The organism is Actinokineospora iranica, assembly GCF_900101685.1.
In the GTDB taxonomy this organism is placed as follows: Bacteria; Actinomycetota; Actinomycetes; order Mycobacteriales; family Pseudonocardiaceae; genus Actinokineospora; species Actinokineospora iranica.
This window is the reverse complement of the sequence record NZ_FMZZ01000002.1, coordinates 456,460-476,692: the sequence shown is the minus strand read 5'-3', so window position 1 is coordinate 476,692 and position 20,233 is coordinate 456,460. Positions and strand designations below refer to the sequence as shown.

General features: G+C 70.8%; 23 protein-coding genes and 1 pseudogene. 10 read left to right on the top strand and 14 right to left on the bottom strand.

The features are described 5' to 3' along the window. Positions 1 to 5: 5 nt before the first annotated feature. Complete coding sequence (locus BLS56_RS31310) at positions 6 to 152, bottom strand: hypothetical protein (protein WP_175482717.1); 147 nt, start codon at positions 150 to 152, stop codon at positions 6 to 8. 217 nt (positions 153 to 369) lie between these two features. Then, a complete protein-coding gene (locus BLS56_RS07580; protein ID WP_091449195.1) occupies positions 370 to 633 on the bottom strand; it encodes a hypothetical protein in 264 nt (87 codons plus the stop codon). Positions 634 to 686: 53 nt separating this feature from the next. On the opposite strand from BLS56_RS07580, the gene BLS56_RS07575 reads away from it, so the two are divergent. Continuing rightward, positions 687 to 956 (top strand): hypothetical protein, encoded by a 270-nt coding sequence (locus BLS56_RS07575; protein ID WP_091449194.1) that lies wholly within the window; start codon positions 687 to 689, stop codon positions 954 to 956. A 535-nt stretch (positions 957 to 1,491) separates the two neighbouring features. Continuing rightward, positions 1,492 to 1,899: a histone-like nucleoid-structuring protein Lsr2 gene (locus tag BLS56_RS07570; RefSeq protein WP_091449193.1), complete on the top strand. Its 408-nt coding sequence runs from the start codon at positions 1,492 to 1,494 to the stop codon at positions 1,897 to 1,899. A gap of 91 nt (positions 1,900 to 1,990) precedes the next feature. On the opposite strand, the gene BLS56_RS07565 is transcribed toward BLS56_RS07570, so the two are convergent. Together BLS56_RS07565 and BLS56_RS07560 are read right to left on the bottom strand one after the other, a co-directional pair. After that, positions 1,991 to 2,338 (bottom strand): hypothetical protein, encoded by a 348-nt coding sequence (locus BLS56_RS07565; protein ID WP_091449192.1) that lies wholly within the window; start codon positions 2,336 to 2,338, stop codon positions 1,991 to 1,993. Between the two features lie 158 nt (positions 2,339 to 2,496). Beyond that, a complete protein-coding gene (locus BLS56_RS07560) occupies positions 2,497 to 5,763 on the bottom strand; it encodes a hypothetical protein (protein WP_091449191.1) in 3,267 nt (1,088 codons plus the stop codon). A gap of 89 nt (positions 5,764 to 5,852) precedes the next feature. Between BLS56_RS07560 and BLS56_RS07555 the strand changes: the two genes are divergently transcribed. Then, positions 5,853 to 6,557 (top strand): 2OG-Fe(II) oxygenase, encoded by a 705-nt coding sequence (locus tag BLS56_RS07555; RefSeq protein WP_091449190.1) that lies wholly within the window; start codon positions 5,853 to 5,855, stop codon positions 6,555 to 6,557. A gap of 227 nt (positions 6,558 to 6,784) precedes the next feature. On the opposite strand, the gene BLS56_RS07550 is transcribed toward BLS56_RS07555, so the two are convergent. From BLS56_RS07550 to BLS56_RS07525, 7 genes and pseudogenes are all read right to left on the bottom strand, one after another. Next, complete coding sequence (locus BLS56_RS07550) at positions 6,785 to 7,399, bottom strand: alpha-ketoglutarate-dependent dioxygenase AlkB family protein (RefSeq protein ID WP_175482716.1); 615 nt, start codon at positions 7,397 to 7,399, stop codon at positions 6,785 to 6,787. 114 nt (positions 7,400 to 7,513) lie between these two features. Continuing rightward, positions 7,514 to 8,242: a TauD/TfdA family dioxygenase gene (locus tag BLS56_RS07545; protein WP_228771445.1), complete on the bottom strand. Its 729-nt coding sequence runs from the start codon at positions 8,240 to 8,242 to the stop codon at positions 7,514 to 7,516. Beyond that, positions 8,173 to 8,535, bottom strand: a complete 363-nt coding sequence (locus BLS56_RS32130; RefSeq protein ID WP_228771444.1) for a hypothetical protein — start codon at positions 8,533 to 8,535, stop codon at positions 8,173 to 8,175. Before BLS56_RS32130 ends, BLS56_RS07545 begins: the two co-directional genes overlap by 70 nt. 79 nt (positions 8,536 to 8,614) lie before the next feature. Further along, positions 8,615 to 9,481 (bottom strand): annotated as a pseudogene (locus BLS56_RS07540) (SDR family oxidoreductase); the annotation flags it as partial. Between the two features lie 297 nt (positions 9,482 to 9,778). After that, positions 9,779 to 10,540 (bottom strand): methylated-DNA--[protein]-cysteine S-methyltransferase, encoded by a 762-nt coding sequence (locus BLS56_RS07535; RefSeq protein WP_091449188.1) that lies wholly within the window; start codon positions 10,538 to 10,540, stop codon positions 9,779 to 9,781. Then, complete coding sequence (locus BLS56_RS07530; protein WP_091449187.1) at positions 10,537 to 11,112, bottom strand: RNA polymerase sigma factor; 576 nt, start codon at positions 11,110 to 11,112, stop codon at positions 10,537 to 10,539. The genes BLS56_RS07535 and BLS56_RS07530 overlap by 4 nt, the downstream gene beginning before the upstream one ends. A 36-nt stretch (positions 11,113 to 11,148) precedes the next feature. Continuing rightward, entirely contained in the window at positions 11,149 to 12,186 is a 1,038-nt protein-coding gene (locus BLS56_RS07525) for a TRM11 family SAM-dependent methyltransferase (protein ID WP_091449186.1), read from the bottom strand. Between the two features lie 122 nt (positions 12,187 to 12,308). Here BLS56_RS07525 and BLS56_RS07520 point away from each other — a divergent pair, with 122 nt between their 5' ends. The 5 genes from BLS56_RS07520 to BLS56_RS07500 all read left to right on the top strand — a co-directional run bounded on the left by BLS56_RS07520 (position 12,309) and on the right by BLS56_RS07500 (position 16,087). Then, positions 12,309 to 12,911 (top strand): ArsR/SmtB family transcription factor, encoded by a 603-nt coding sequence (locus BLS56_RS07520; protein ID WP_091449185.1) that lies wholly within the window; start codon positions 12,309 to 12,311, stop codon positions 12,909 to 12,911. 2 nt (positions 12,912 to 12,913) lie between these two features. Beyond that, on the top strand, positions 12,914 to 13,630 hold the full coding sequence (locus tag BLS56_RS07515; RefSeq protein ID WP_091449184.1) for an SRPBCC family protein: 717 nt from the start codon (positions 12,914 to 12,916) through the stop codon (positions 13,628 to 13,630). Positions 13,631 to 13,670: 40 nt separating this feature from the next. Further along, on the top strand, positions 13,671 to 14,087 hold the full coding sequence (locus BLS56_RS07510) for a DoxX family protein (RefSeq protein WP_407640497.1): 417 nt from the start codon (positions 13,671 to 13,673) through the stop codon (positions 14,085 to 14,087). Positions 14,088 to 14,159: 72 nt separating this feature from the next. Beyond that, on the top strand, positions 14,160 to 14,741 hold the full coding sequence (locus tag BLS56_RS07505; protein WP_091449182.1) for a class I SAM-dependent DNA methyltransferase: 582 nt from the start codon (positions 14,160 to 14,162) through the stop codon (positions 14,739 to 14,741). A 35-nt stretch (positions 14,742 to 14,776) separates the two neighbouring features. Then, entirely contained in the window at positions 14,777 to 16,087 is a 1,311-nt protein-coding gene (locus tag BLS56_RS07500) for a cytochrome P450 (RefSeq protein ID WP_091449181.1), read from the top strand. Between the two features lie 102 nt (positions 16,088 to 16,189). Here BLS56_RS07500 and BLS56_RS07495 read toward each other — a convergent pair whose 3' ends face one another. Next, complete coding sequence (locus tag BLS56_RS07495) at positions 16,190 to 16,783, bottom strand: TetR/AcrR family transcriptional regulator (protein ID WP_091449180.1); 594 nt, start codon at positions 16,781 to 16,783, stop codon at positions 16,190 to 16,192. Between the two features lie 286 nt (positions 16,784 to 17,069). Here BLS56_RS07495 and BLS56_RS07490 point away from each other — a divergent pair, with 286 nt between their 5' ends. After that, positions 17,070 to 17,723, top strand: a complete 654-nt coding sequence (locus tag BLS56_RS07490) for a flavoprotein (RefSeq protein ID WP_228771442.1) — start codon at positions 17,070 to 17,072, stop codon at positions 17,721 to 17,723. A gap of 18 nt (positions 17,724 to 17,741) precedes the next feature. Then, the gene (gene cutA, locus BLS56_RS07485; protein ID WP_091449179.1) at positions 17,742 to 18,065 is read left to right on the top strand and encodes a divalent-cation tolerance protein CutA; all 324 of its coding nucleotides are present in this window, start codon (positions 17,742 to 17,744) and stop codon (positions 18,063 to 18,065) included. Here the strand turns inward: cutA and BLS56_RS07480 are convergent. Together BLS56_RS07480 and modB are read right to left on the bottom strand one after the other, a co-directional pair. Next, positions 18,062 to 19,114, bottom strand: a complete 1,053-nt coding sequence (locus tag BLS56_RS07480; RefSeq protein ID WP_091449178.1) for an ABC transporter ATP-binding protein — start codon at positions 19,112 to 19,114, stop codon at positions 18,062 to 18,064. The two genes, cutA and BLS56_RS07480, sit on opposite strands and share 4 nt — an antisense overlap. Then, on the bottom strand, positions 19,111 to 19,902 hold the full coding sequence (gene modB / locus BLS56_RS07475) for a molybdate ABC transporter permease subunit (protein WP_091449177.1): 792 nt from the start codon (positions 19,900 to 19,902) through the stop codon (positions 19,111 to 19,113). Before modB ends, BLS56_RS07480 begins: the two co-directional genes overlap by 4 nt. Positions 19,903 to 20,233 lie beyond the last annotated feature (331 nt).

The following is a 20,233-nucleotide window of genomic DNA, read 5'->3' as shown; positions in this document are numbered from 1 at the left end:
AGCGACTACTCCCGGATCTCCTGCGCCGTCTCGTTCGAGCAGGCGACCAGGCGAACCGAGCGCAGGCCCGCTTCACGGTCGGACTCGGTGAGGAACGAGGCGTCCATGCGCGGCGCGCGAACCAGTTCCGGCAACCGGCCTGGGGCGAACACGTCCCCGGCCAGGTCGGTGAAGCCTGCGTCGAGCGGGTCCTGCCGGTAGGAGTCGGCTTTGCCGACGAAGCCGCGCCGGGGACTTGCTCAGCCCTGCGGACGAACGAGATGGGCACGCACGTGCCCGGGAAGCCGTCCGCCTCGCACATGGCGCCCTCCGGGACGAGGTGATCCATGCCGTTGTGGTGGATGCCGTTGTGGTGGATGCCGTGGCCGCTCAGGTAACGCAGCAGGGTCTCGCCGGGTCGGCTTCCCTGATGAACTTCTTCTCGATCCGGTGGCCGATCGTGGCGCCCTCGCCGTCGGCGGATTTCGTCGAACAGCTCCCGCAGGCCGCCGACGGTGCGCGCAGGTTCTCCTTGAGGACCGCCATCGGGATGGGGCGCACCTTAGGCTCGTCACGCTTGCCGAGAATGCCCTTGTCGCCGCCGGTCGCCTGCTCGTCGTCAAGCGTCACCAGGAAAGGCAGGGTCTCGGACATGGGAACCTCACTTCGTCAGGTCGGGGCACCGATCTCGTAGTCGGCTGAAGCGATTGCGCGTCTCCCCGCGCGACTGGGAGCGGCTGCGGCGGCTGATCTGCCTGTGTGCCGACTGCCACCGCGCCACCCATTTCGGGCTCGCCGGGCTGCGCGGCCACGCCGACGCGGCGCTGCGTGTGGAGGCCGCGTTCGCAGTGTGGAGCAGGCGGTCGGCCAAGACTTGGGCGCTGGACCTGACGATGCTCACCGACGCGGGCGTCACCCTCACGCCGCCGCCTGATGCCGCCGATCGGGTGGACATCGCGCGGGCTCGGCTCGACTGAGCCTTCCTCGCCTGGACATGCCCGGCTCGGCAATTTCGGTGGCTATCGGTGAACACCGCGTGGGTGCGTCGAATACCCCGGTTGGCGTCCTATCCGCACCCATTCGCCCCGCCGCCGCGGGCGCTCCACACGGGTCGAACCCTTGCCTCGGGTGCCAAACTCCGTGCGCCGCAGTGACAACATCGGGGGTGCGACCGGCCAAATCGGATGCCGGGCCGCCCTCGGCGCTCGGGGTTTCAGCGGTGGCTTACTGTGATCGTCCGGCTCCGGGTTCAGCCGATGATGCGGACAACCGCGGCCGGAAGTGTGGTTTCTGTGAGTGGCCTTGTCAGGTTTCGCGGACGCCGAATGCCGATGAACGATGGCGGAAGCCGCCGGAATCACCGGCCGTCCGCCAGTGGTCTGCGACACGCGGGGCATTCGGCGAACGGGAAGTATTTGGCCTATCGGGTGACTGGCGGGTACTGTTCGTGGGGGTGGTTTCGCCACTCGCTATCCAATTCCCGATGACGCCGCGTGTTCAGTGAGGTGCCTCATGGCTCAGAAGACCATTGTCCAGCTTTTCGACGACCTGGATGGTTCGGCGGGCGACGACATCCGCCCGGTCGAATTCAGCCTCGACGGTGCGAACTACGAGATCGACCTGAATGAGGCCAACGCCACCAGGCTGCGCGAACAGCTTGCCGAGTTCGTCGCCGCCGCCCGGCGCACCGGTGGCCGGGTCAAGCGCAACGCCGTGGTCTCGGCCGTCAAGCCCGCAGGCGACGCCCGCAGCAAGGAGCAGACCAAGGCCATTCGCGACTGGGCGCGCCAGAACGGGCACGACATCTCCGAGCGGGGCCGCATCCCCTCTGCGGTCGTTGAGGCCTTCGAGGAGGCGCACACCGTCAAGGCCAAGTCCAACGGCGGCTCGAAGGCGAAGAAGGCCGCGTTCTCCGGCTGAGGAGACTTTTCACCGGGACGGACCGCGGCGATTCGTCGCCGCGGTCCCCGCCGCGCCCGTGCTTAACGCCGCGGCCCGGAAGGGCATGGGCTCAGAAGGTCACGCCGCCCTGGATGTCCCGGGCCTGCAGCACCTTGCCGCTGACATTGCCGGTGATCTGGTTGACGACGCCGCCGTGCTCGGCCTGCTGGTGCACCGCCACCTTTGCCCACTCCGACCGCAGTTCGGTGTGGAATGCCGGGTCGGCTTTTTCCGCGCGCGCGAGTTCGTCGGCCAGCGCGGCCACCTCGGCCGAATCCGGCGCGGCGCCCTCGGCGGCTTCCAGCGCCGCCGCGGCCTCGGCGCGCTTGGCGAACTTGGTCTTCACCAGCTCATAGACCCCGGTGATGGATTTCGCCGCGAGCGCGGCGGCGATCGAGACCAGTACTGGCTCCGGCATTTCTCGGTTCCCTTCGCCGTCGGTGACTCGTCCACGGTAGCAAGGCGGCCGAGGGGCGAACTGCTCTTTCAGGTTGACTCCCCGCCGCGATAATCACCCGGAAGGTGACCGCGGGCCACCCGCCGAACCGCCGCCAATGGCCGCGTACGGCGCACGGGTCACTCCGCGACGGTGAACGTGTCCAGTGCCGCTCGACGCACGTCCTGGTCCGGATGGGCGCGCAGTCCGGCCAGCACATCCCGCAGCGGAGCCGTCCAGCCGCCCGCCGTGCCCGCCACCTGGGCCACGGCCAAGGCGAACGCCGGGGCGTCCGCGGCCAGGGCGTGCGCGAGCGCGGGCAGGTCGTCCTGCGGGAGGCGGTGCACGACCTCGCGCAGGCGCGTTCGCAGCGCCCGGCTCGCCCGCCACCGCAGCACCGGGGTCACGGCTAACGCGTGGGCGGCAAGCAGCGGCGCGGGATCTGCCCGCTCTACCGGCGCCGCGGCAAGCGCCAGGGTGACGGCCGCATCCCGATAGTCCTCGACGTCGGTAAGCAGGTCGGACAGCGCTACCGCGAGCGGCCTTCCCGGCCCCGCGACAGCGGCGTCCGCGACCACCCGGACCAATTCCAGCAGCCGCTGCCGGGCGGGCAGGTCGCGATCCGGGCCGCCGGTCTCCCCGGCGGCCAGCAGGCCCCGGGCGGCGGCCAGGAGTGGAGCCGGGTCGTCGGTCGTGCCCGCGTGCGCCGCCAACGCCCACACCGCCTGCCGCCAGGTCGCGGTCATCGCCAGGTCGGTGACCAGGTCGACCAGGACGCCGGGCCCGCCGGTGTCCCAGCGGCTCCACACGGGCAGCACCGACAGGCCGCGCAGCGCCGTGTCCGGGTCGGTCGACGCGGCCACCGCGCGCACCAGCTCGGCGTAGCGGGCGCGGTGCCGCTCGGGCACGGCGTCCCGCGCGGTCTCCACCACCGCCGTCGCGACCGCGCGCTCGTCGGTCGTCGCCTCGGCCAGGATCTCCCAGGCGACCGGCTCGTCGAGCAGCAGACGGCACGCCGAGACCACCGCGCGGCGCACGTCGCGGTGCTGCGACGGCGCCCGGAACACCCCGGCGGCGACGGCGGCGGCGCCCGGCACCCGGTGCTCGACCGCCAGCCGCACGGCCTCCTTGCGCGAGGTCACCTTCTGGCTGGTCAGCAGCGGCTCCAGCATCCTGCCCAGCGGCTCCGGCATGACGAACCGCGCGCACCGGCCCACCGCGTACACCGCCACCCGCGCCCGGTCGGTGTTCGCCCACGCGATCAGGTCGGGCAGGACGTCGGCGGGCTCGTCGGTCCAGGCCAGGGCCGCCATCGCCGACTCGGCGATCGAGACTTCCTCGGCTCTGACCAGTTGGCGCAGCGCGGCCGCGGACCCAGGCACTCCACGCAGCGTCCTGGTCGCCGCCACCCGTTCGTGCAGAGGCACCGACTTGTTTCGCGCGAAATCGGCCAAGAGCCGGACGTATCGCGCGTTCTGCCGAGGCAGCCAGGCGTGGAAGCAGCCGTGGAAGAACGGGATGTGGCGCACACCGCGCCGTAGGAAACGGCCGTGCAGGGGGCCGGAGAACACGTTGTCCAGCAGGTCGGTCCGATGCCGCGCGATCACCTTGCGGACCGCGTGGAAGGTGATGGTGGACGGGTCGGCGCGCAGCACCTGTTCGACCCGCTCACCGCGGGTAGCGGGCGCCGCGAGCCATAGCCCGATCGCCTGACCCACGGTCCGGTCGTCCTTGGCTCGGCGGGCGCGGTCCACGAAGGCCTGTAGCTCGGGCATGTCCCACGCCCGCTTACCCAGGCCCGCGGCAAGCGAGAGCGCGACGACGAACCGGCCCTGCCGCGCCTCGGCGTCGATCCGCGGCCGCAGCGCGGCGAACACCTCGTGCTCGGCGCCGCGCGGCAGCGCGTGGTTCAACCTGTGCAGATCCAGCCAGGCAGCCGTCTCACCCAGCCGCTCCAGGGCCGCCACACCGCCGTCGACCAGGGCTTGCCGCCGACTCACCGCGCCCTCCCGGATGAGCCGGGTGGACAGCGTGCGGATCGCGTGGTCGCTGAGCCAGGACCGGTCACGCGCCTCGGTCGCGTCGGTGACCAGCCCGATGACCACGGGGACGTCGGCGTCGCGGATCAGCCACGGTGGCGCCTCGGCGAGCGCCGTCAACGCGGCGGCCCGCACCGGCTCCTGCTCGTTGCGCAGCCTGGTCAGCGACGCCAGGAACGTGCCGAACGAATCCGGGTCGCGGGTTCCGGCCGCCGCCGCGATGGCCAGCGGGTAGGCCTCGGCGCGTTCGTCCGCTGTGGACCGGCGGGTCGCCTCGGCCAGCACCGGCGCTGCCTTCGCCCACGCGGTGCGCGCGGCCACCGCGAGCCGCGCCTTCGGGTCGTCGGCGACACCGCGCAGCGCCAGCAGCCGCTCCGCTTCGGCGGCGCGGGCCGCGCGCGGCAACTCGTCCAACACGGAAAACGGCACGTTGGCGCTGACCAGGTCGCGTTCGCCGAGCACGCCCGCGTAGACCGCCGCGCGGCGCGCGGGCGGCAGGACGCGCAGGAACCCGGGCACCTGGTCGCCGCGCAGCACCCGGCCCAGCGCGGCGAGGTCGGCGTCGGCGCAGCCGAGCAGCGCCCGCCACAGCGCCCGGCCGGTCGGCAGCGGCCCCACCCGGCGGGGGTCGAGCAGCACCCGCAGCAGCCGCGCCGCGTCGTGCCGGGCGAGGACGCCCGCCACCGCGGACGGCATCCCCAGGCCCTCGGTGCGCTCCAACACCGCGAGCACCCGGTCCGGCGCCGCCGCGGCGACGGCGCCCAAGACCTGCCCGAGCCGGAACCCCATCTCCGGCCACCGCGCTCGGGGCGTGCTGTCCAACTCGGCTTCGATGTGATCGAGGACGACTACCGGGTGCCGGTGAGCGAGCGCGCCCCAGCTTCCGACGGCATAAGAGAGTTCCGGTAGCGCTGCCGCCACGACCGGCCCCGAGCAGGCGGGCAGCACCGCCACGGCCTCGGCGTCGCCGAACCGCGCCCGGACCCGGGGCAGCAGCGGATCGGCCAACTCGGTGCGCCGGAGCCCGCGGACCGCGCCATAGAGCTTCCGCCGCACAGCCGCGGGGAACGTGTCCACCTGGGCGGCCACCGCCGGGACACCCAGCCGGACAGCCGCGCCCACGGCGTGCCCCCGCAGCGCGGTCTCCGGACCGGCCAGACACCGCTCCACATGCCCCACATCACCGGCGACCACCGCGATGCGCAGTCCCACGGTTCGGGCGAAGGAGTCGCCCGCGTGCAGCCCGTCAAGGAGAACACGCAGGTCATCGGCGTCGAGATCGCACGCGGTCGCGGCCAGCGTCCGCTGGCGGGCCGGGTGGGGAAGCTGGTCGAGGTCGCGAAGCAGCCGTCGCGCGGAGAGGGGCACGGCTGCATTCTGTCGGCCCGAGCCCGATCCGACGCAACCATTTCCGGGAAGCCGGTGTTCCTCTAACCACACCCACGAAGGAGCGCCCCATGCCCGACCTGCCCGACCTGCCCGACCTGGACTGGCCCACCGTGACCGCCGAAGTGGACGCGGCGGGCTTCGCCCTGACCCCACCGCTGCTGACTCCCGACCACTGCGCCGAGCTGGCAGGGCTGTTCGACCACGACGAGGTGTTCCGCGGCACCGTCGTCATGGCTCGCCACGCCTTCGGCGAAGGCGCCTACAAGTACTTCGCCGACCCCCTGGTGCCCCTGGTCGCGAAGCTGCGCACCACCCTGTACCCACCCCTGGCCACCCTCGCGAACCACTGGGCCACCCGACTGTCCGAACGCGCCTACCCGCCCGACCTGGACACCCTCCTCGCCGAATGCGCCGCCCTGGGCCAACACAAACCCACGCCCCTGCTCCTGCGCTACGACTCCGGCGGCTACAACTGCCTGCACCAAGACGTCTACGGCGACCTGACATTCCCCTTACAGGTGGCGATCATGCTCAGCACCCCTGAGCAAGACTTCACCGGCGGCGAAAGCGTGTTCGTGGAGAACCGGCCCCGGCAGCAATCCCGAGCCGTGGTGGCGCGCCCCGGCTTAGGCCAAGCGGTCGTGTTCCCGGTCCGCCACCGCCCGGTCCCTGGCGCGCGGGGGTTCCGGAGGGTCGCCATGCGCCACGGCGTGAGCAAGGTCCACACAGGACGGAGGTGTGTGCTCGGAATCATCTTCCACAACGCGCGGTGACTCAGACCCGGGAAGCAGGCGAGGGTGGTGCAGCGGGGAGGTAGCCGCTGGCGTGGTGTCGGGCGCTGGTGAACATCTAGCCACGGGCCTGGAGGAGCAGCCTGGGTTCGGGTCGCTTGTGGTCTGGACGCCTTGGTTCGGGGTGGCCGCTGGGTCTCCGCGCGGTTCGGGTGTCGGTGGTGGCGCGGGTAAGCGGAGCTTCGTGCTCTCGGTCATGTCCGCTCGGGTTACAGGCCGGACTCGCGCAGGGTGATGTTCAGTCGTCCGCCGATGTTTCCGGTGCCGGGCAGGATCTTGGGCACGCCGTGGTACGCCAGTCGGGACTCTCCGCCGAAGACCACGAGGTCGCCGGAGCGGAGTTCGACGTCGGTCCACGGACGGCCACGGGTCTCGGTGTTGCCGAAGCGGAACACACCCGTGTCGCCGAGGCTCAGGGAGACCACCGGGGCGAGGCTGCGTTCGTCCTTGTCCTGGTGCATCCCCATTTTCGCGGCGGTGTCGTAGAAGTTCACCAACGCCACGTCCGGCGTGTAATCGCCTGCCGTGCCGTAGGCCGCCGCGACCGCCCGCCGCCCCAGATCGCGCAGCCACTCCGGAAACGGCAGCACCGGCGACCCATCGTCAAGCGTGCGGGAGTAGCGGTACGGCCGCCAGTGCCACCCCAGGCACACCGTCCGCACGGACATCACGCCACCGTTGGGCATCCGGGTGTGCCGCGACCCTGGCGCCCATTCCCGACACGCCGCCACCAGCGTCCGCTGCGTGTCCGCGTCCACCCAGTCCGGCACCTGCACCGCCCCCGGTCCCAATTCGACTCGTCGTCGGGGAATCAACTCCAGCACCGGCGCACCTCGCATCCAGAACGTCCACTCGGCACCACTGTTCCACGACGCGCGCCTTGGTCGCATCACCTCTGTTCGCGATGACAGCGGGGGCGGGCGAGAGCCTGCGGGTTCTCACACCACCGCCCTGCCGTGGGAGCCGAATCGGCGTCCTTCGGTCGTGCGGAGGTCGGCGGCCACTTTGACGCGCCGCAGCCAGCGGTCGGTGCCGTCGTAGCGGGGTTGGAAGGGGCGGCGGCCGTGCACGGCGCGTTTGTTGTCGATGACCAATATCTGTCCTGGCCGCACAGTGACCTCACGCAGGGATCGGTCGACGGTATCGATCAGCGTGTCGAGGGCGGTCTCGGCTCGGGGGTCTTGCAGTGGCCGCCGCATGAAGGGCGGGTCGAGGCATAGGAAGGGCGCTGTGGGGTCGCCGGTGAGGATGGCGAGTTCCCGTGGTCGGTAGGTCTCCGCGACGATGCGGTGAAAGGTCTCGGCGCTGGGGCTGTGGGCGCTGTCTCCGGTGCTGTCGAGGGTCGGTGAGTGGGACCCGTCAGGGACGATGGTGAACCGTTCCTCGGACAGGGTCCGCCGAATGTCGGGGGCGAGGTCCAGGTCGGTGACGGGGACGAAGGTGGTGCTGACGTCGTCTGGGTTGCGCAGGCCGACCAGCACCACCCAGTCGGGGCGGTGGGGGTGGAAGGCGTCCTCGGTGTGCCAGTGCAGCGTCGTCGTGGAGCTTGAGGCCAGTTTTTCCTGCTCGTGGTCGGGCATGGGGAAGACATCGCGGATCAACTCGCCCGCGCGCTGCGTGAGGAAGGAGATGGGACTGCCCAGCAGCGAGCCGACCAGCAGCAGCATGGCGGTGGCGCAACGCAGTTCGGGCGAGTCCGGGGGCTGGTGTCGTCGGTGGGGGTCGGTCCGAGCAGGTCCTGGTCGATGGGAAGACCGGACAGGATGAGCCCGCCGTAGGGCCTGCCGGTCAACCGGAAGCCGGTCAGCGCGGCGCGGACCCGGGTGGGCAGTTCGTGGGCGCGGACCGCGATGGCTTCCAGCCGCTGGTCGAGAGTGTGGGAAGGACCGGCGTCCGCCAGTCCTTCCGCGACATCGCGCAGCGCCCCGCCCTCCTGCGCGGTCAGGTCCAAGCGCGGCATGGGGTTGTCGTGGCGTGCTGTCGGCTGCGCGGTGTCCGTCAGCGCTGCTTCCTTTCTCCCGGCAGGGCGCGGTGACCGATCAGCGGGCACGGCCGCGGGCGGTGACTGTCTCGGCGGTCCGCTCTTCCTGGCGCTCGAATGGGGGGTGGTTCAGGCCGCTGCCGGATCGGCGGGATGCCTCGACCTGGGCCAAGAGCTGTCTGGCCTTGGCTTCCGCGGTCGCCAGGGCGTCGTCTCCGACGATCCAACGGGGTGGCGGGTCGGCGGCGTCCGCGAGCGTGACCAGGGACGCGGCGAGTTTGGCCGGATCGCCGGGCTGGGCGCCGCTCTTGCCTTGCCAGGCCGGAAGCAGGGCCGCGGGGCGCTGGGCGTAGTCGTCGGTCGAGGGGCGCGGCCAGGTCTTGGAGGGTTCGGCCAGAAACTCGGTGCGGAAAAGCCCGGGGTTGACGACGGTGGTGCGGATGCCGAACGGCTCGACGTCGTGGCGCAGCGATTCCATCCAGCCCTCGACGCCGAACTTGGCGGTGGCGTAGGCGGCGCAGAACTCCAGGCCCGCCAAGCCATCGATCGAGGAGATCGTGATGATGTGCCCACCGCGTTGCCCACGCATCAACGGCAGCCCGGCGCGGGTGAAGTTCATCGGCTCGAACAAGGTGGTCTCGATCTGTGCCCGCATGTGCTCGGGCGGGATCTCCTCGAAGTAGCCCGGGTAGGAGTTGCCCGCGTTGTTGACCAGGACGTCGACTCGGCCGAACCGCCGCACGGCCGCGGCGACGGCGGCGTCCGCGTCGCTGGGGCTGGTCACGTCCAGCCGCGTCGCCAGCAGGTCGTCGTGCGCGCCGAGCGCCTGCTCGACGCGGTCGGGACGGCGACCGGTCGCCACCACCCGGTGGCCCGCGGCCATGGCCGCGCGGACGATGTCGGCGCCCAGGCCGCGCCCGGCGCCGGTGACGAGCGTGCGACTGGGGCGTCAGTCATGCCGGACCTGGCGACCAGGACTCCTTGATCAGGAGCCACGAAGAAGGCAGCGGGGGCCATCCCTGCGAGCGGTCCGATCTTGGTGTTGATCGACTCGGTCGGCGTGTCGGACAGGCCGTCGAGACTGGCGGGTCGGGGAGATCCTGATGTGATCGGCGGGCCCGGTGCCGCCGCCCGCCTGGGGGCGGCGGCACCGGGTGGCGGCGGGGGAGGGCACGTGGGGGCGGCCCTGGCGGGTGGGTGAGTGGGGCGAGTGGGTGGGGTGTCACGTCGTTGGGTTGCAGTGGTGGCAGGGTCGGTAGCCCGCGGCGAGGGCTTCGGGGAGGGTGCGGAAGCCGTGGCGGTGGGGCGGGGTGATTCTGCGGGCGTCGGGGCAGGTGGGGTAGCAGACGATGTGGGTGGTGTCGCTGCCGAGGTAGAAGACCTTGGCTTTGGCCAGGGCCAGTGTCTCGTCCACATTGGAGCCCTCGGCGCGGAGCAGGTGTTCCTTGACCTCGCTGCCGAAGATGTACTGGCCGAGTTGGCCGTCGGAGCGGATGACCCGGTGGCAGGGGATCAGGACCGGCACGGGATTGTTGCCCAGGGCGGTGCCCACCGCGCGGACGGCGCGCGGTCTGCCGATTTCCCGGGCGACCCAGGCGTAGGGGCGGGTTTGGCCGGGGGGGATGCGGCGGGTGGCGGCGAGCACTTCGCGTTCGAACGGGGTCAGGTGGCGGAGGTCGACCGGGACGTTCTTGGCGGTGGCGGGGCGTTGCAGCGCGGGCGCCAGGCCTGTGGGTGGGCGTTCGGCGCGGCGCAGGGGGCGCTGGAACGAGTGGTGGTAGATCTCCATGAATGTCTTGTCGTCGTGGTGGACGGACTCCGCTGTGCGGATGTAGCTCACGCCCGCGTCGGTGAAGGCCACGTAGAGTTTCCCGATTCTGCTGGAGACGATGGTCCAGTCGGCGAACACCTTCGCGGCCGTGCTGTACGGCGGGGTGGCGAGCAGCTTGGACAGTTCCTCGACGATTCGGTCTTCCGCGCTCATCGCGGCACCTTCCTTGCCTCGGTCGCCGCGTGGGCGGCGTAGTCCTCGCGCAGCCGGGTGAGGCCGCGGGAGATGTGTGATTTGACGGTCCCTTCGGGGAGCCGCATGACGGCGGCGATCTCGGCCACCGGCAGCCCGACGACGTGCCGCAGCACCACCGCCACCCGTTGTCTGTCCGGCAGACCCGACACCAGTTCGCCCAGCTCGCGGCGGGTCTCGCCGTTTTCGACCATGTCCTCGACGCTGGGTCCGGCCATCGCCCGTTCCGGCAGGGTCGCGAATGGGGTCTGCTGGGGTCGTCTGCTCGCGGAGCGGGCGGTGTTGCGCCAGGTGTTGAGCAGGATGGTCAGCAGCCACGCCCGCGGCCGCAGTGCCAGGATGCGGGACCGGTCGTACCCGCGCAGGGCCCCGTAGGCGCGCAGGAAGCACTCGGCGGTGAGGTCTTCCGCGTCCCCGCCACCGCCGATCCGCAGCGCCACCGAGTACACGATTCGCTCGTAGTCGCGGACCAGTTCGGCGAACCCCGTGTCGAGGTCGTCGGTGAGGGCGGTGAGCAGGGCGTCGTCAGGCATGTCCAGTAGAACACCGCCCGCGGGGATCGGTTGCGGTCACCTTCGCTGGGGGCGGCGGGCCACCGCGATGTCGCGGACGATGGCCTGGTCGACCCGGTGCGCGAAGTCGCGGTACGGGCCGTCGTCGAGGGGTTCGAGGCCCGCGTCGGCGAGCGCGGCGAGCAGGTCGGCGCGGGTGGCGACGTTGGTGTTCCAGGACAGGCCCAGCGCGCCGCCGGGCCGCAGCAGGGTCGCCCAGCCGGGGGCGGCGGCGCGGATGAGCTCCAGCGGGCTGCGGCGCAGGTCCGCGGCCCGGCTGCCGTGCTGGACGCCGTAGGGGGCGTCGGCGACGACGACGTCGAAGCTGTCCCGGCGGTGGAAGTCCCCCGCGCGGGTGGTGTCGGCGTTGACGTAGCCCAGGGTGAGCGCGTCGCCCGCCTTGTAGCTCTCCTTGTTGACCCCCAGGGAGACCCGCAGCTCGCGGCCGATGAGCTTGCCGTCGCGGCGGACGCGGCCGGTCTCGGCGTGGTGCTTGACCCGCTTGCGCTTGAGCCACGTCCGGATGAACGCGCCGTAGGCCTCGAAGTCCTTGCCGTCGATGTCGATGCCCTCGGCGTCGTAGCCGTACATCAGCGCCTGGTTGAGCGTGGTGCCCCGGCCGCAGAGCGGGTCGAGCACGCGCAGGCGCCGGTCCAGCATCTGCTGCCCGAACGCCGAGGACGCCAGGGTCACGTTCAACAGCAGCTTGGTGAAGTGCTCGTTGGTCTTGCCCGCGTACTTCTGGATGGTCAGCAGGTCGTCGTCGAAGCGGTCGAGGGGGCGCAGCTCGATCGGGGCGAGCAGGTCGCCGTGGACCTCGAACAGCGCGTAGGCCGAGGACAGGTTGGCCAGGTAGTCCGCGTCCCGCTTGTCGAAGGACTCCGCGTCGAAGGTGACGTACGGGACGCCGCCGATCCGGGTCTGGTCGATTCCGCTGATCCTGCCGTCGAGGACGGCCCGGTCGAAGACGGCCAGCTCGGCCGTCGTCAGGGCCACCGCCGACTCGGCGTAGACGCGGTTCATCGCGGGCCGCACGAGCAGCGCGTAAGTGGGCATGTCTCCCGCCTGGTCAGGATCGTCCGTGGTCAGGGCATTTTACGACGCCGGTCCGACAACCCGATCTGCCGACAACAAAACTAACCCTTGACAAGAAAAGTTGTCGGTGTGAGGCTGTTCCCATGTTCGATGTGGCAGTGATCGACGACCCGGCCGCGGCCGAGGTCACGCTCGACCCGGTGCGCGCCAGGCTGCTGGCCGCGCTGGCGGAGCCCGGCTCGGCCAGCTCGCTGGCCGCGGTGGTCGGGCTGCCGCGGCAGAAGGTGAACTACCACCTGCGGGCGCTTGAGCGGCACGGCCTCGTGGAACTGGTCGAGGAGCGGCGCAAGGGCAACTGCACCGAGCGGGTGTTGCGCGCGACCGCCGCCTCTTACGTCATCTCCCCGAACGCGCTGTCCGCGGTCGCCCCCGACCCGGCCAAGTCGCCCGACCAGCTCTCCGCCCGGTGGCTGCTCGCCCTGGCCGCCCGGCTGGTGCGCGAACTCGGCGAGCTCATCGCCGGGGCCACCGCGGCCAAGCAGCGGCTGGCCACCTACGCCAGCGACACCGAACTCCGCTTCGCCACCGCCGCCGACCGCGCCGCCTTCGCGGGCGAGTTGCAGGAGGCGGTGGCCGAACTGGCCCGCAAGTACCACGCCGAGAACGCGCCGAACGGGCGCGACCACCGGGTGATCGTCGCGTTGCACCCGAGTCTCAAGACCGCACAGAACACCAAGGAGTCCTAGTCATGTCCAAGCCCTTCGAGATCCGCCGCGAGGTCGTCCTGGAGGCCACTCCGGAGCAGGTTTTCGCCGCCATCACCGAGAACACCTCGGCGTGGCTGTTCCCGACACCGACGCCGCCCGCGGACGGCGCCCCGGACGATGAGGGAAACCGGGTCACCGTCTGGGACCCGCCGCACCGGGTGTCGTTCCGCACCGACGGCGAAGACGGCTGGTTCAACGCCCTGGAGCACGTCATCGAGGCGCGCGACGGCGGCACCTGCGTGGCCCGGTACGTCCACAGTGGAATCTTCACCGACGACTGGGACACCCAGTACGACGGCGCGGGCAAGCACACGGACTTCTACCTGCACTCCCTTGGCCAGTACGTCAAGCACTTCCCGGGCAGGAAGGCCGCCTACATCGGCGCGGACGGCCCGGAGAGCTCGACCCAGCCTGGCTCCGTCGACGTCCTGCGCCGCGCGCTCGGCATCACCGAGACGAGCGAGACCGGCGACCGTGTCCGCGTCGCGGTGCCCGGTCTGGCGCCGGTCGACGGCGAGATCGACTACCTGGAGGGCCAGTTCGTCGGCATCCGCTCCGGCGACGCGCTCTACCGGTTCTACTGCCGCGAGCCCTGGGGCGCGCCGGTGTCGCTTGGGCACCACCTGTTCGCGGCCGACGCGGACGAGGAAACCGAGGGCAAGGCGTGGCAGGCCTGGCTCGACGGCGTTTTCGCCTGACCACACAAGGAAATTGAGGGGAATCAGCATCATGAGCGTCATGAACTCCGCCAAGTCCGTCGACCTGGAGCGGCTGAGCGGGCCGACCGTGTCCGTCGTCCGGATCGTCGTCGCCTTTCTGTTCATCTGCCACGGTTTGCAGGGCTTCGGCTTCTTCGGCGGCATCGATACCCAGGGCGGCAGCGTCTCCTTCGGCGAGTGGCCCGGCTGGTGGGGCAGCGTCATCGAGGTCGGCGGGGGCGCGTTGGTCCTCTTGGGACTGTTGACCCGGCCCGCGGCCCTGCTCTGCTCGGGCGCCATGGCCTACGCGTACTTCACCGTGCACCAGCCGATGGGGCTGCTGCCGCTGCAGAACATGGGTGAGCAGGCCGCGCTGTTCGCCTGGATCTTCCTGCTGATCGCGGTTCTGGGCCCCGGCCCGTACTCGCTCTCGGCTCTGCTGCGCCGGGGCGACTGACCGGCGACTGACCCGCGTCAAAGGCCGCCCGCACCAGTGCGGGCGGCCTTTGGCGTTTGAGAGGATTCAGCGGTGACCACCACTTGGGACGGCGACGACTACCAGCGCCGCTTCGACGATCTCGCCGCCTCCGGAAAGAACGTGCACGGCGAGGCCGCGTTCGTGCGCGCCTACGCGCCGAAATCCGTGCTCGACGCGGGATGCGGAACCGGGCGGGTGGGCATCGAGCTGGCCCGCCACGGCATCGAGGTGATCGGGGTGGACCTGGACGAGTCCATGCTGGCCACCGCGGGCAGGCTCGCGCCGGGGATCACCTGGGTGCGGTCGGATCTGGCCGCCCTCGACCTCGGGCGGGTGTTCGACGTGGTGGTGATGGCGGGCAACGTCCCGCTGTTCACCCCGCCCGGCACCCAGGCCGCGCTGGTCGCCGGGGTGGGCAGGCACGTGGCGCCCGGCGGCGTGCTGATCGCCGGTTTCCGCCTCGACCGCGGCTACACCCTCGCCGACTACGACGCCCACGCCGCGGCGGCGGGCCTGGCGCCGGTCGAGCGGTTCGCCACCTGGGACCGCGCCCCGTTCACCGGGGGCGACTACGCGGTCTCGGTCCACCGCGCTTCCTTGCCCGCCCCTGCCGGACCGGGTATACAGGGTTAACCTACTTTCGGTAGGCACAGCCGCGGAGGGTGCTCATGGGTTCGGCCGGAGTCGTGTCGCGCGAGGCCCTGCCCGACGGGCCGCGGCTGCCGCGGGTGGTGCAGACCGTGCTGTTCATGCGGTCCCGGCACAAGGTCGTCCCGAGGTGGCTGCGGCGCTACGGCGACCCGTTCACCGTTCGGCTGGCCGCGGGCCGCACGCTGGTGCTGCTGTCCAAACCGGAGGACATCCGCGAGGTGTTCGCAGGCCCGGCCTCGGTTTTCCACGCGGGCCGGGGAAACGCGGTCCTGGCGCCGGTCATGGGCGAGCACTCGGTGCTCATCCTCGACGGGGACGAGCACCTGCGGTCCCGCAAGCGCCTGATGCCCGCGTTCAACGGCGCCGCGCTGCGCGGGTACGCCGGGATGATGGACGAACTGGCCGTCGACGCCGCCGAGAAATGGCCGACGGGCACGCCGTTCGCGGTGCGCGGCCCGATGAACGCGCTCACCCTGGAGATCATCCTGCGGGTCGTGTTCGGCATGGCCGACGGCGAGCGGCTGGCGAAGCTGCGCCCGCTCATCGCCAAGGTCACCGATATCGGCGTGGTGTCGGTTCTGGGCTGGAGTTACCCGAGGCTGAACCGCTTCTGGCCGTGGAAGCGCGACCTGGAGAACCTTCTGGCGGCGGACGAACTGCTCTACGCCGAGATCCGCGACCGCCGCGCCCACCCGGATCTGGCCGAGCGCAACGATGTCCTCTCCCGCCTGCTGACCGCCGACCCGGACGCCTCCGACGTCGAGTTGCGCGACCACATGATGACGCTGCTGCTCGCCGGACACGAGACCACGGCAACCGCGTTGGCCTGGTCGTTTCACGAACTGGCCCGCCACCCCGAGATCCTGCGCAAGGCACAGGAAGCCGCCGACACCGGCGACGACGATTACCTGCAAGCCGTTGCCAAAGAGGCGATGCGGCTGCGCCCGGTCATCTACGGCGTCGCCCGCAAGCTCACCGAGCCGACGGTCATCGCGGGCCGCCTCCTGCCCAAGGGCATCGTCGTGACCCCCAGCATCGGCCTGGTCCACCAGGACGCCGACCACCACCCTGCTCCCGGTGAGTTCCGCCCGGAGCGCTTCGTCGGCGCCCAACCGGAAGCGGGCACCTGGATTCCCTTCGGCGGCGGTGTCCGCCGCTGCCTCGGCGCGGGTTTCTCCTTGCAGGAGGCCGCGGCCGTGCTCAAGGCGGTCCTGGTCCGCTACGACCTGGAGCCGGTGGGGCCGCCAGAGCCGGAGAAGACCCGCAACATCACGCTGATCCCGGCTCACGGCGCGCGGATCATCGCCCGGCCACGGACTCTGGCTTAGTTTAAGCGGCGGCAGGCCATGGCTCCTGATCCTGGGCGCGCAGAGCCGCCCTTCCCCGTTCACTTTTCGGTCCAGAGGGTGAGTATTTCTTTATACGATTGTCTAGCGGCTTAGGGCTGCCGAGGTGATTCCGTGGACGATGGTCCGCAGCGCCTTCGCGAGGTCGTTGCCGCTGGGGGCGTTCTCCGGATCGATGAGCCACTGGGCCATCACGCCGGTCAGCAGGGCCTGGTAGAACGACCCCACCGCCCGGACCGTCGACTCGTCGGCCTGGTCGCAGAGGAACGTCTTCGCCAGGCCGCGGCGGATCTCGTCGAGTCCGCCCGCGAGGGTCTCGCGGACCTCGGGGGCGTGCTGGATCTGCGCGAAGATCTCGAAGTTGGCCGCGCACAGTCCGCCGCGGTCGGCGAGCAGTCGCACCACCCGGCACCACACCGCCTCGAAGTGCTCCAGGGACTCCATGCCCCGGCCGCCGCCCGTCCCGGCGGCCATGGCGGCGTCGAGCGCCTGGCTCCACTCGGTGTTCGCCTGGAGCAGCGCCTGGTTGAGCAGTGCCTCCTTCGAGCCGAAGTGATAGCCGATCGACGCCAGGTTGGTGCTGGAGGCGGCCACGATGTCGCGCGCGGTGGTGCGCGCGTAGCCTTTCTCGATCAGGCAGCGTTTGGCGCCGACCAACAAATCCTCGCGATGTCCCATTGGGTTAACTTACCGCAGGGCTAATACGGGTGTGTAACACTTATCGAACCCCATTCGGCGTCGGATTTCCGCGAGCCCGGCAAGGGTGGGGAATCTGGCGAGAATAACGCCGCTGGCGTCGATCATCGCGGGTTGCCGCCAGCCCGCTCGCCGGTCGCCGCATGATCAAAGTGTACGTCCGTCCTGGACGCTTGTCCGTGCGTCGGCGTGACTCGAACGGGTGGTTGCGACGGAGGGTCACGAATAGCGCTGTTTGAGTGATGATCATCTCGCTAGGGTTCGGAGAGTGAAGGCGACGCTGAGCGAGGGGGCCATGGACACACCCGGCGGAAACGACAGACGCTCGCCCGCGAAGGCGGTCAGCACGGGCCGACTGAGCGGGAATCCGGTGCTCTACCTGATGATCTGCGGCGCGGGCCCCGCGGCGCACGCCCAGCGCATGGTCACCCTCGCCCAGGCCGACGGCTGGAATGTCCACTGTGTCGCCACGCCATCGGCCGCCGAGTACTTCCTCGACGTCGACGTCCTCGCCGCGCTTACCGGCCACCCGGTCCGCACCGGCTACCAGCGCGCGGGACAGCCCGCCCTGCCCAAGGCGGACGCCGTGGTGGTGGCCCCGGCGACATACAACACCGTCAACAAATGGGCTTCCGGCGTCGCCGACACCTACGTCCTCACCCAACTCGCCGAGCTGACCGGGCTCAAGGTGCCGATCGCCGTGCTGCCGTTCGTCAACACGGCGATGGCGGGAAACCGGGTTTTCCTGCGCAGCGTGGACGAACTGCGCCGCTCGGGGGTCACGGTCCTGCTCGGCGAAGGCGGCTTCCAGCCGCACCCGCCCCGCGAAGGCGACCGGGTGGTGGACCGCTACCCCTGGACCGCGACGCTGAACGCGGTCCGCGCCCGGCTCACCGCCAAGCGCGCCCTGCACGTCGGTTGACCGATAGGCTTTCCGTCCATGGCCACCGACTTCTACCAGGTCGTCACGACCACCGACTCCGCGGCCGACGCCGATGCGCTCGCATCGGCCATTGTGGACAGTCGGCTCGGCGCGTGCGCGCACATCGTCGGCCCGATCACCAGCGTCTACCGGTGGGACGGAAAGGTTGTCAGGGACCAAGAGTGGCGCTTGGTGGTGAAGACGGCCGCCGACCGGCTCGACGCGCTGATCGCGCACATCAAGGCCAACCACAGCTACGACGTGCCGATGGTCATCGCCACCGAGATCGTCGCGGGCAGCGACGATTACCTTTCCTGGGTCAGGGAAGAAACGCGTCCCTAGCCGCGGGCGTAGGTCTGGATCTCGGTCGCCTTCAGCACTGCCCACAGCTGGGTTCCCGGCGCCAGCCGCAACTCGGCGACGACCGCCGGGGTCACGTCGGCGAGCACCGACGGGCTGCCCGCCAGGTGCACGCGGACGGTGTGGGCGTGCTGTTCGAGACCGGCGACGGTGACCGGCCAGGTGTTGCGGGGGCTGCCTGCGGGGCGCCGCGGATAGAGGCCCACCGCCGACGGCGGGAACGCCACGTGCACCGGGCCTGCGGCGGGCTCGGCGACGATCAGGGCGCCGCCGCCGTCGAGGGCGACCGTGGTCCCGTCAGCCGTGCCCTTATGCAGATTCAGGCCGACCAGGTGCGCGATGTAGTCGGTGCGCGGGCGCCGGGCGACCTCGGTGGGCGGCCCTTCCTGCACCACCCGCCCGGCCTCGATGATGACCAGCCGGTCCGCGAGGACCATGGCGTCGAGCGGATCGTGCGTGACCAGCAGGGTGCGGCCGGGGTAATCCCGCAGATGGCGGCCTAGTTCGGCGCGAATGTGCAGGCGGGTGCTGGCGTCGAGGGCGGCCAGGGGCTCGTCGAGCAGCAGCAGGTCGGGTTGGGTGACGAGGGCCCGGGCCAGGGCGACTCGCTGCGCCTGCCCGCCGGACAGCGTGCGCGGGCGGGCGCCCGCGTGCTCGGCCAAGCCGACGGTGGCGAGCCAGGCGCGGGCTTGCGTTCGCGCCCGCGCCCGGGGCACGCCGCGCGCTCTCGGGCCGAACGCGACGTTTTCCAGGGCTGAGAGGTGGTTGAAAAGCAGGTAATCCTGGAAGACGACTCCCACCGCTCGCCGTTCGGCGGGAACGAATACCTTGGGTGGCCGGTCCCAGACGTGGTCGCCGACGCGGACGTGTCCGGCGGACAAGTGATCGAGTCCGGCGAGCGCGCGCACCGCGGTTGTTTTTCCCGCGCCATTGGGCCCCAGCAGTGCGACTACCTCCCCTGGGCGCACGGTGAGGCGGATGTCGAGGGCGAAGGCGTCGCGGGTGATGCGCAGATCGGCGTCGAGGGTCATCGCGGCCCGCTTATCCAGCGGTCGCGTAGGCAGGCCAGCACGGCGATGGAGACGGCCAAGAGGGCGACGCTGAGCACCACTGCCGCGTCGGGGTCGGTTTCCAGGGCCAGGTAGACGGCCAGCGGCATGGTGGTGGTCTCGCCCGGGAAGTTGCCCGCGAAGGTGATGGTCGCGCCGAACTCGCCGAGGGCGCGGGCCCAGCAGAGGACTGTTCCGGCGATGATTCCGGGGGCTATCGCGGGGAGGGTCACCCGCCGGAAGGTGAGCAGTTTGGAGGCGCCCAGGGTGGCGGCGGCTTCTTCATAGCGGGAGTCGGCGGCGCGGAGTGCGCCTTCTACCGAGATAACCAGGAATGGCATCGCGACGAATGCTTCCGCGAGGACCACGCCTGCGGTGGTGAACGGCAGGGATATTCCGAACCAGGAATCCAGGTAATGGCCGACGGGGCCTCGGCGGCCCAGGACGAGCAGCAGTGCGACTCCGCCCACTACTGGGGGGAGGACTAGGGGGACGGTCACCAGTGCCCGCAGGAAGCCTCGGCCTGGGAGGTCGGCTCTGGCCAGGAGCCAGGCTAGGGGGATGCCCAGGGTCAGGCAGAGTGCCGTGGTGAGGGTGGCGCAGACGAGCGAGAGTTTGAGGGCTGCTTGGATTTCTGGGGTCAGGAGGTGGTGGGGTAGGTCTTTCCAGGGGGCCTGGAGGAGTAGGCCTGCCAGGGGGATGGTGAGGAAGGCCAGGCCGATCGCCGCTGGGATGACCAGTGCCGCTGGGCGGGATTGCCGGGCTTTCATGGGCTCTGCTGGTGGGGCTGGGTTCGGTGGTCTGCTCGATGGGGTGGAGTGGTTTCTTCGGGGCCCCTGCGAAGGAAGATCCCGTCGTGGGAAAGACGGGCGGGGAGCCTTCGGCCCCACGACCACGGCGAGTTCAGGGATCTTCCTGCACCCCCGGAGAAACCACTCCACCCCATCGAGCACCTGGCAGGGCTGGCGCGGCCTGGCAGGGGAGCGGGTGTGCTCGTTGGTCGGTGGCGGGGGTGCTTCATGCCAGGAGCGTCTGATCGGTGCGGGCTTGGCAACGCGCGCCTGCAAGGGGCACTCGACCCCGCCGACCACGGTTCCGGCG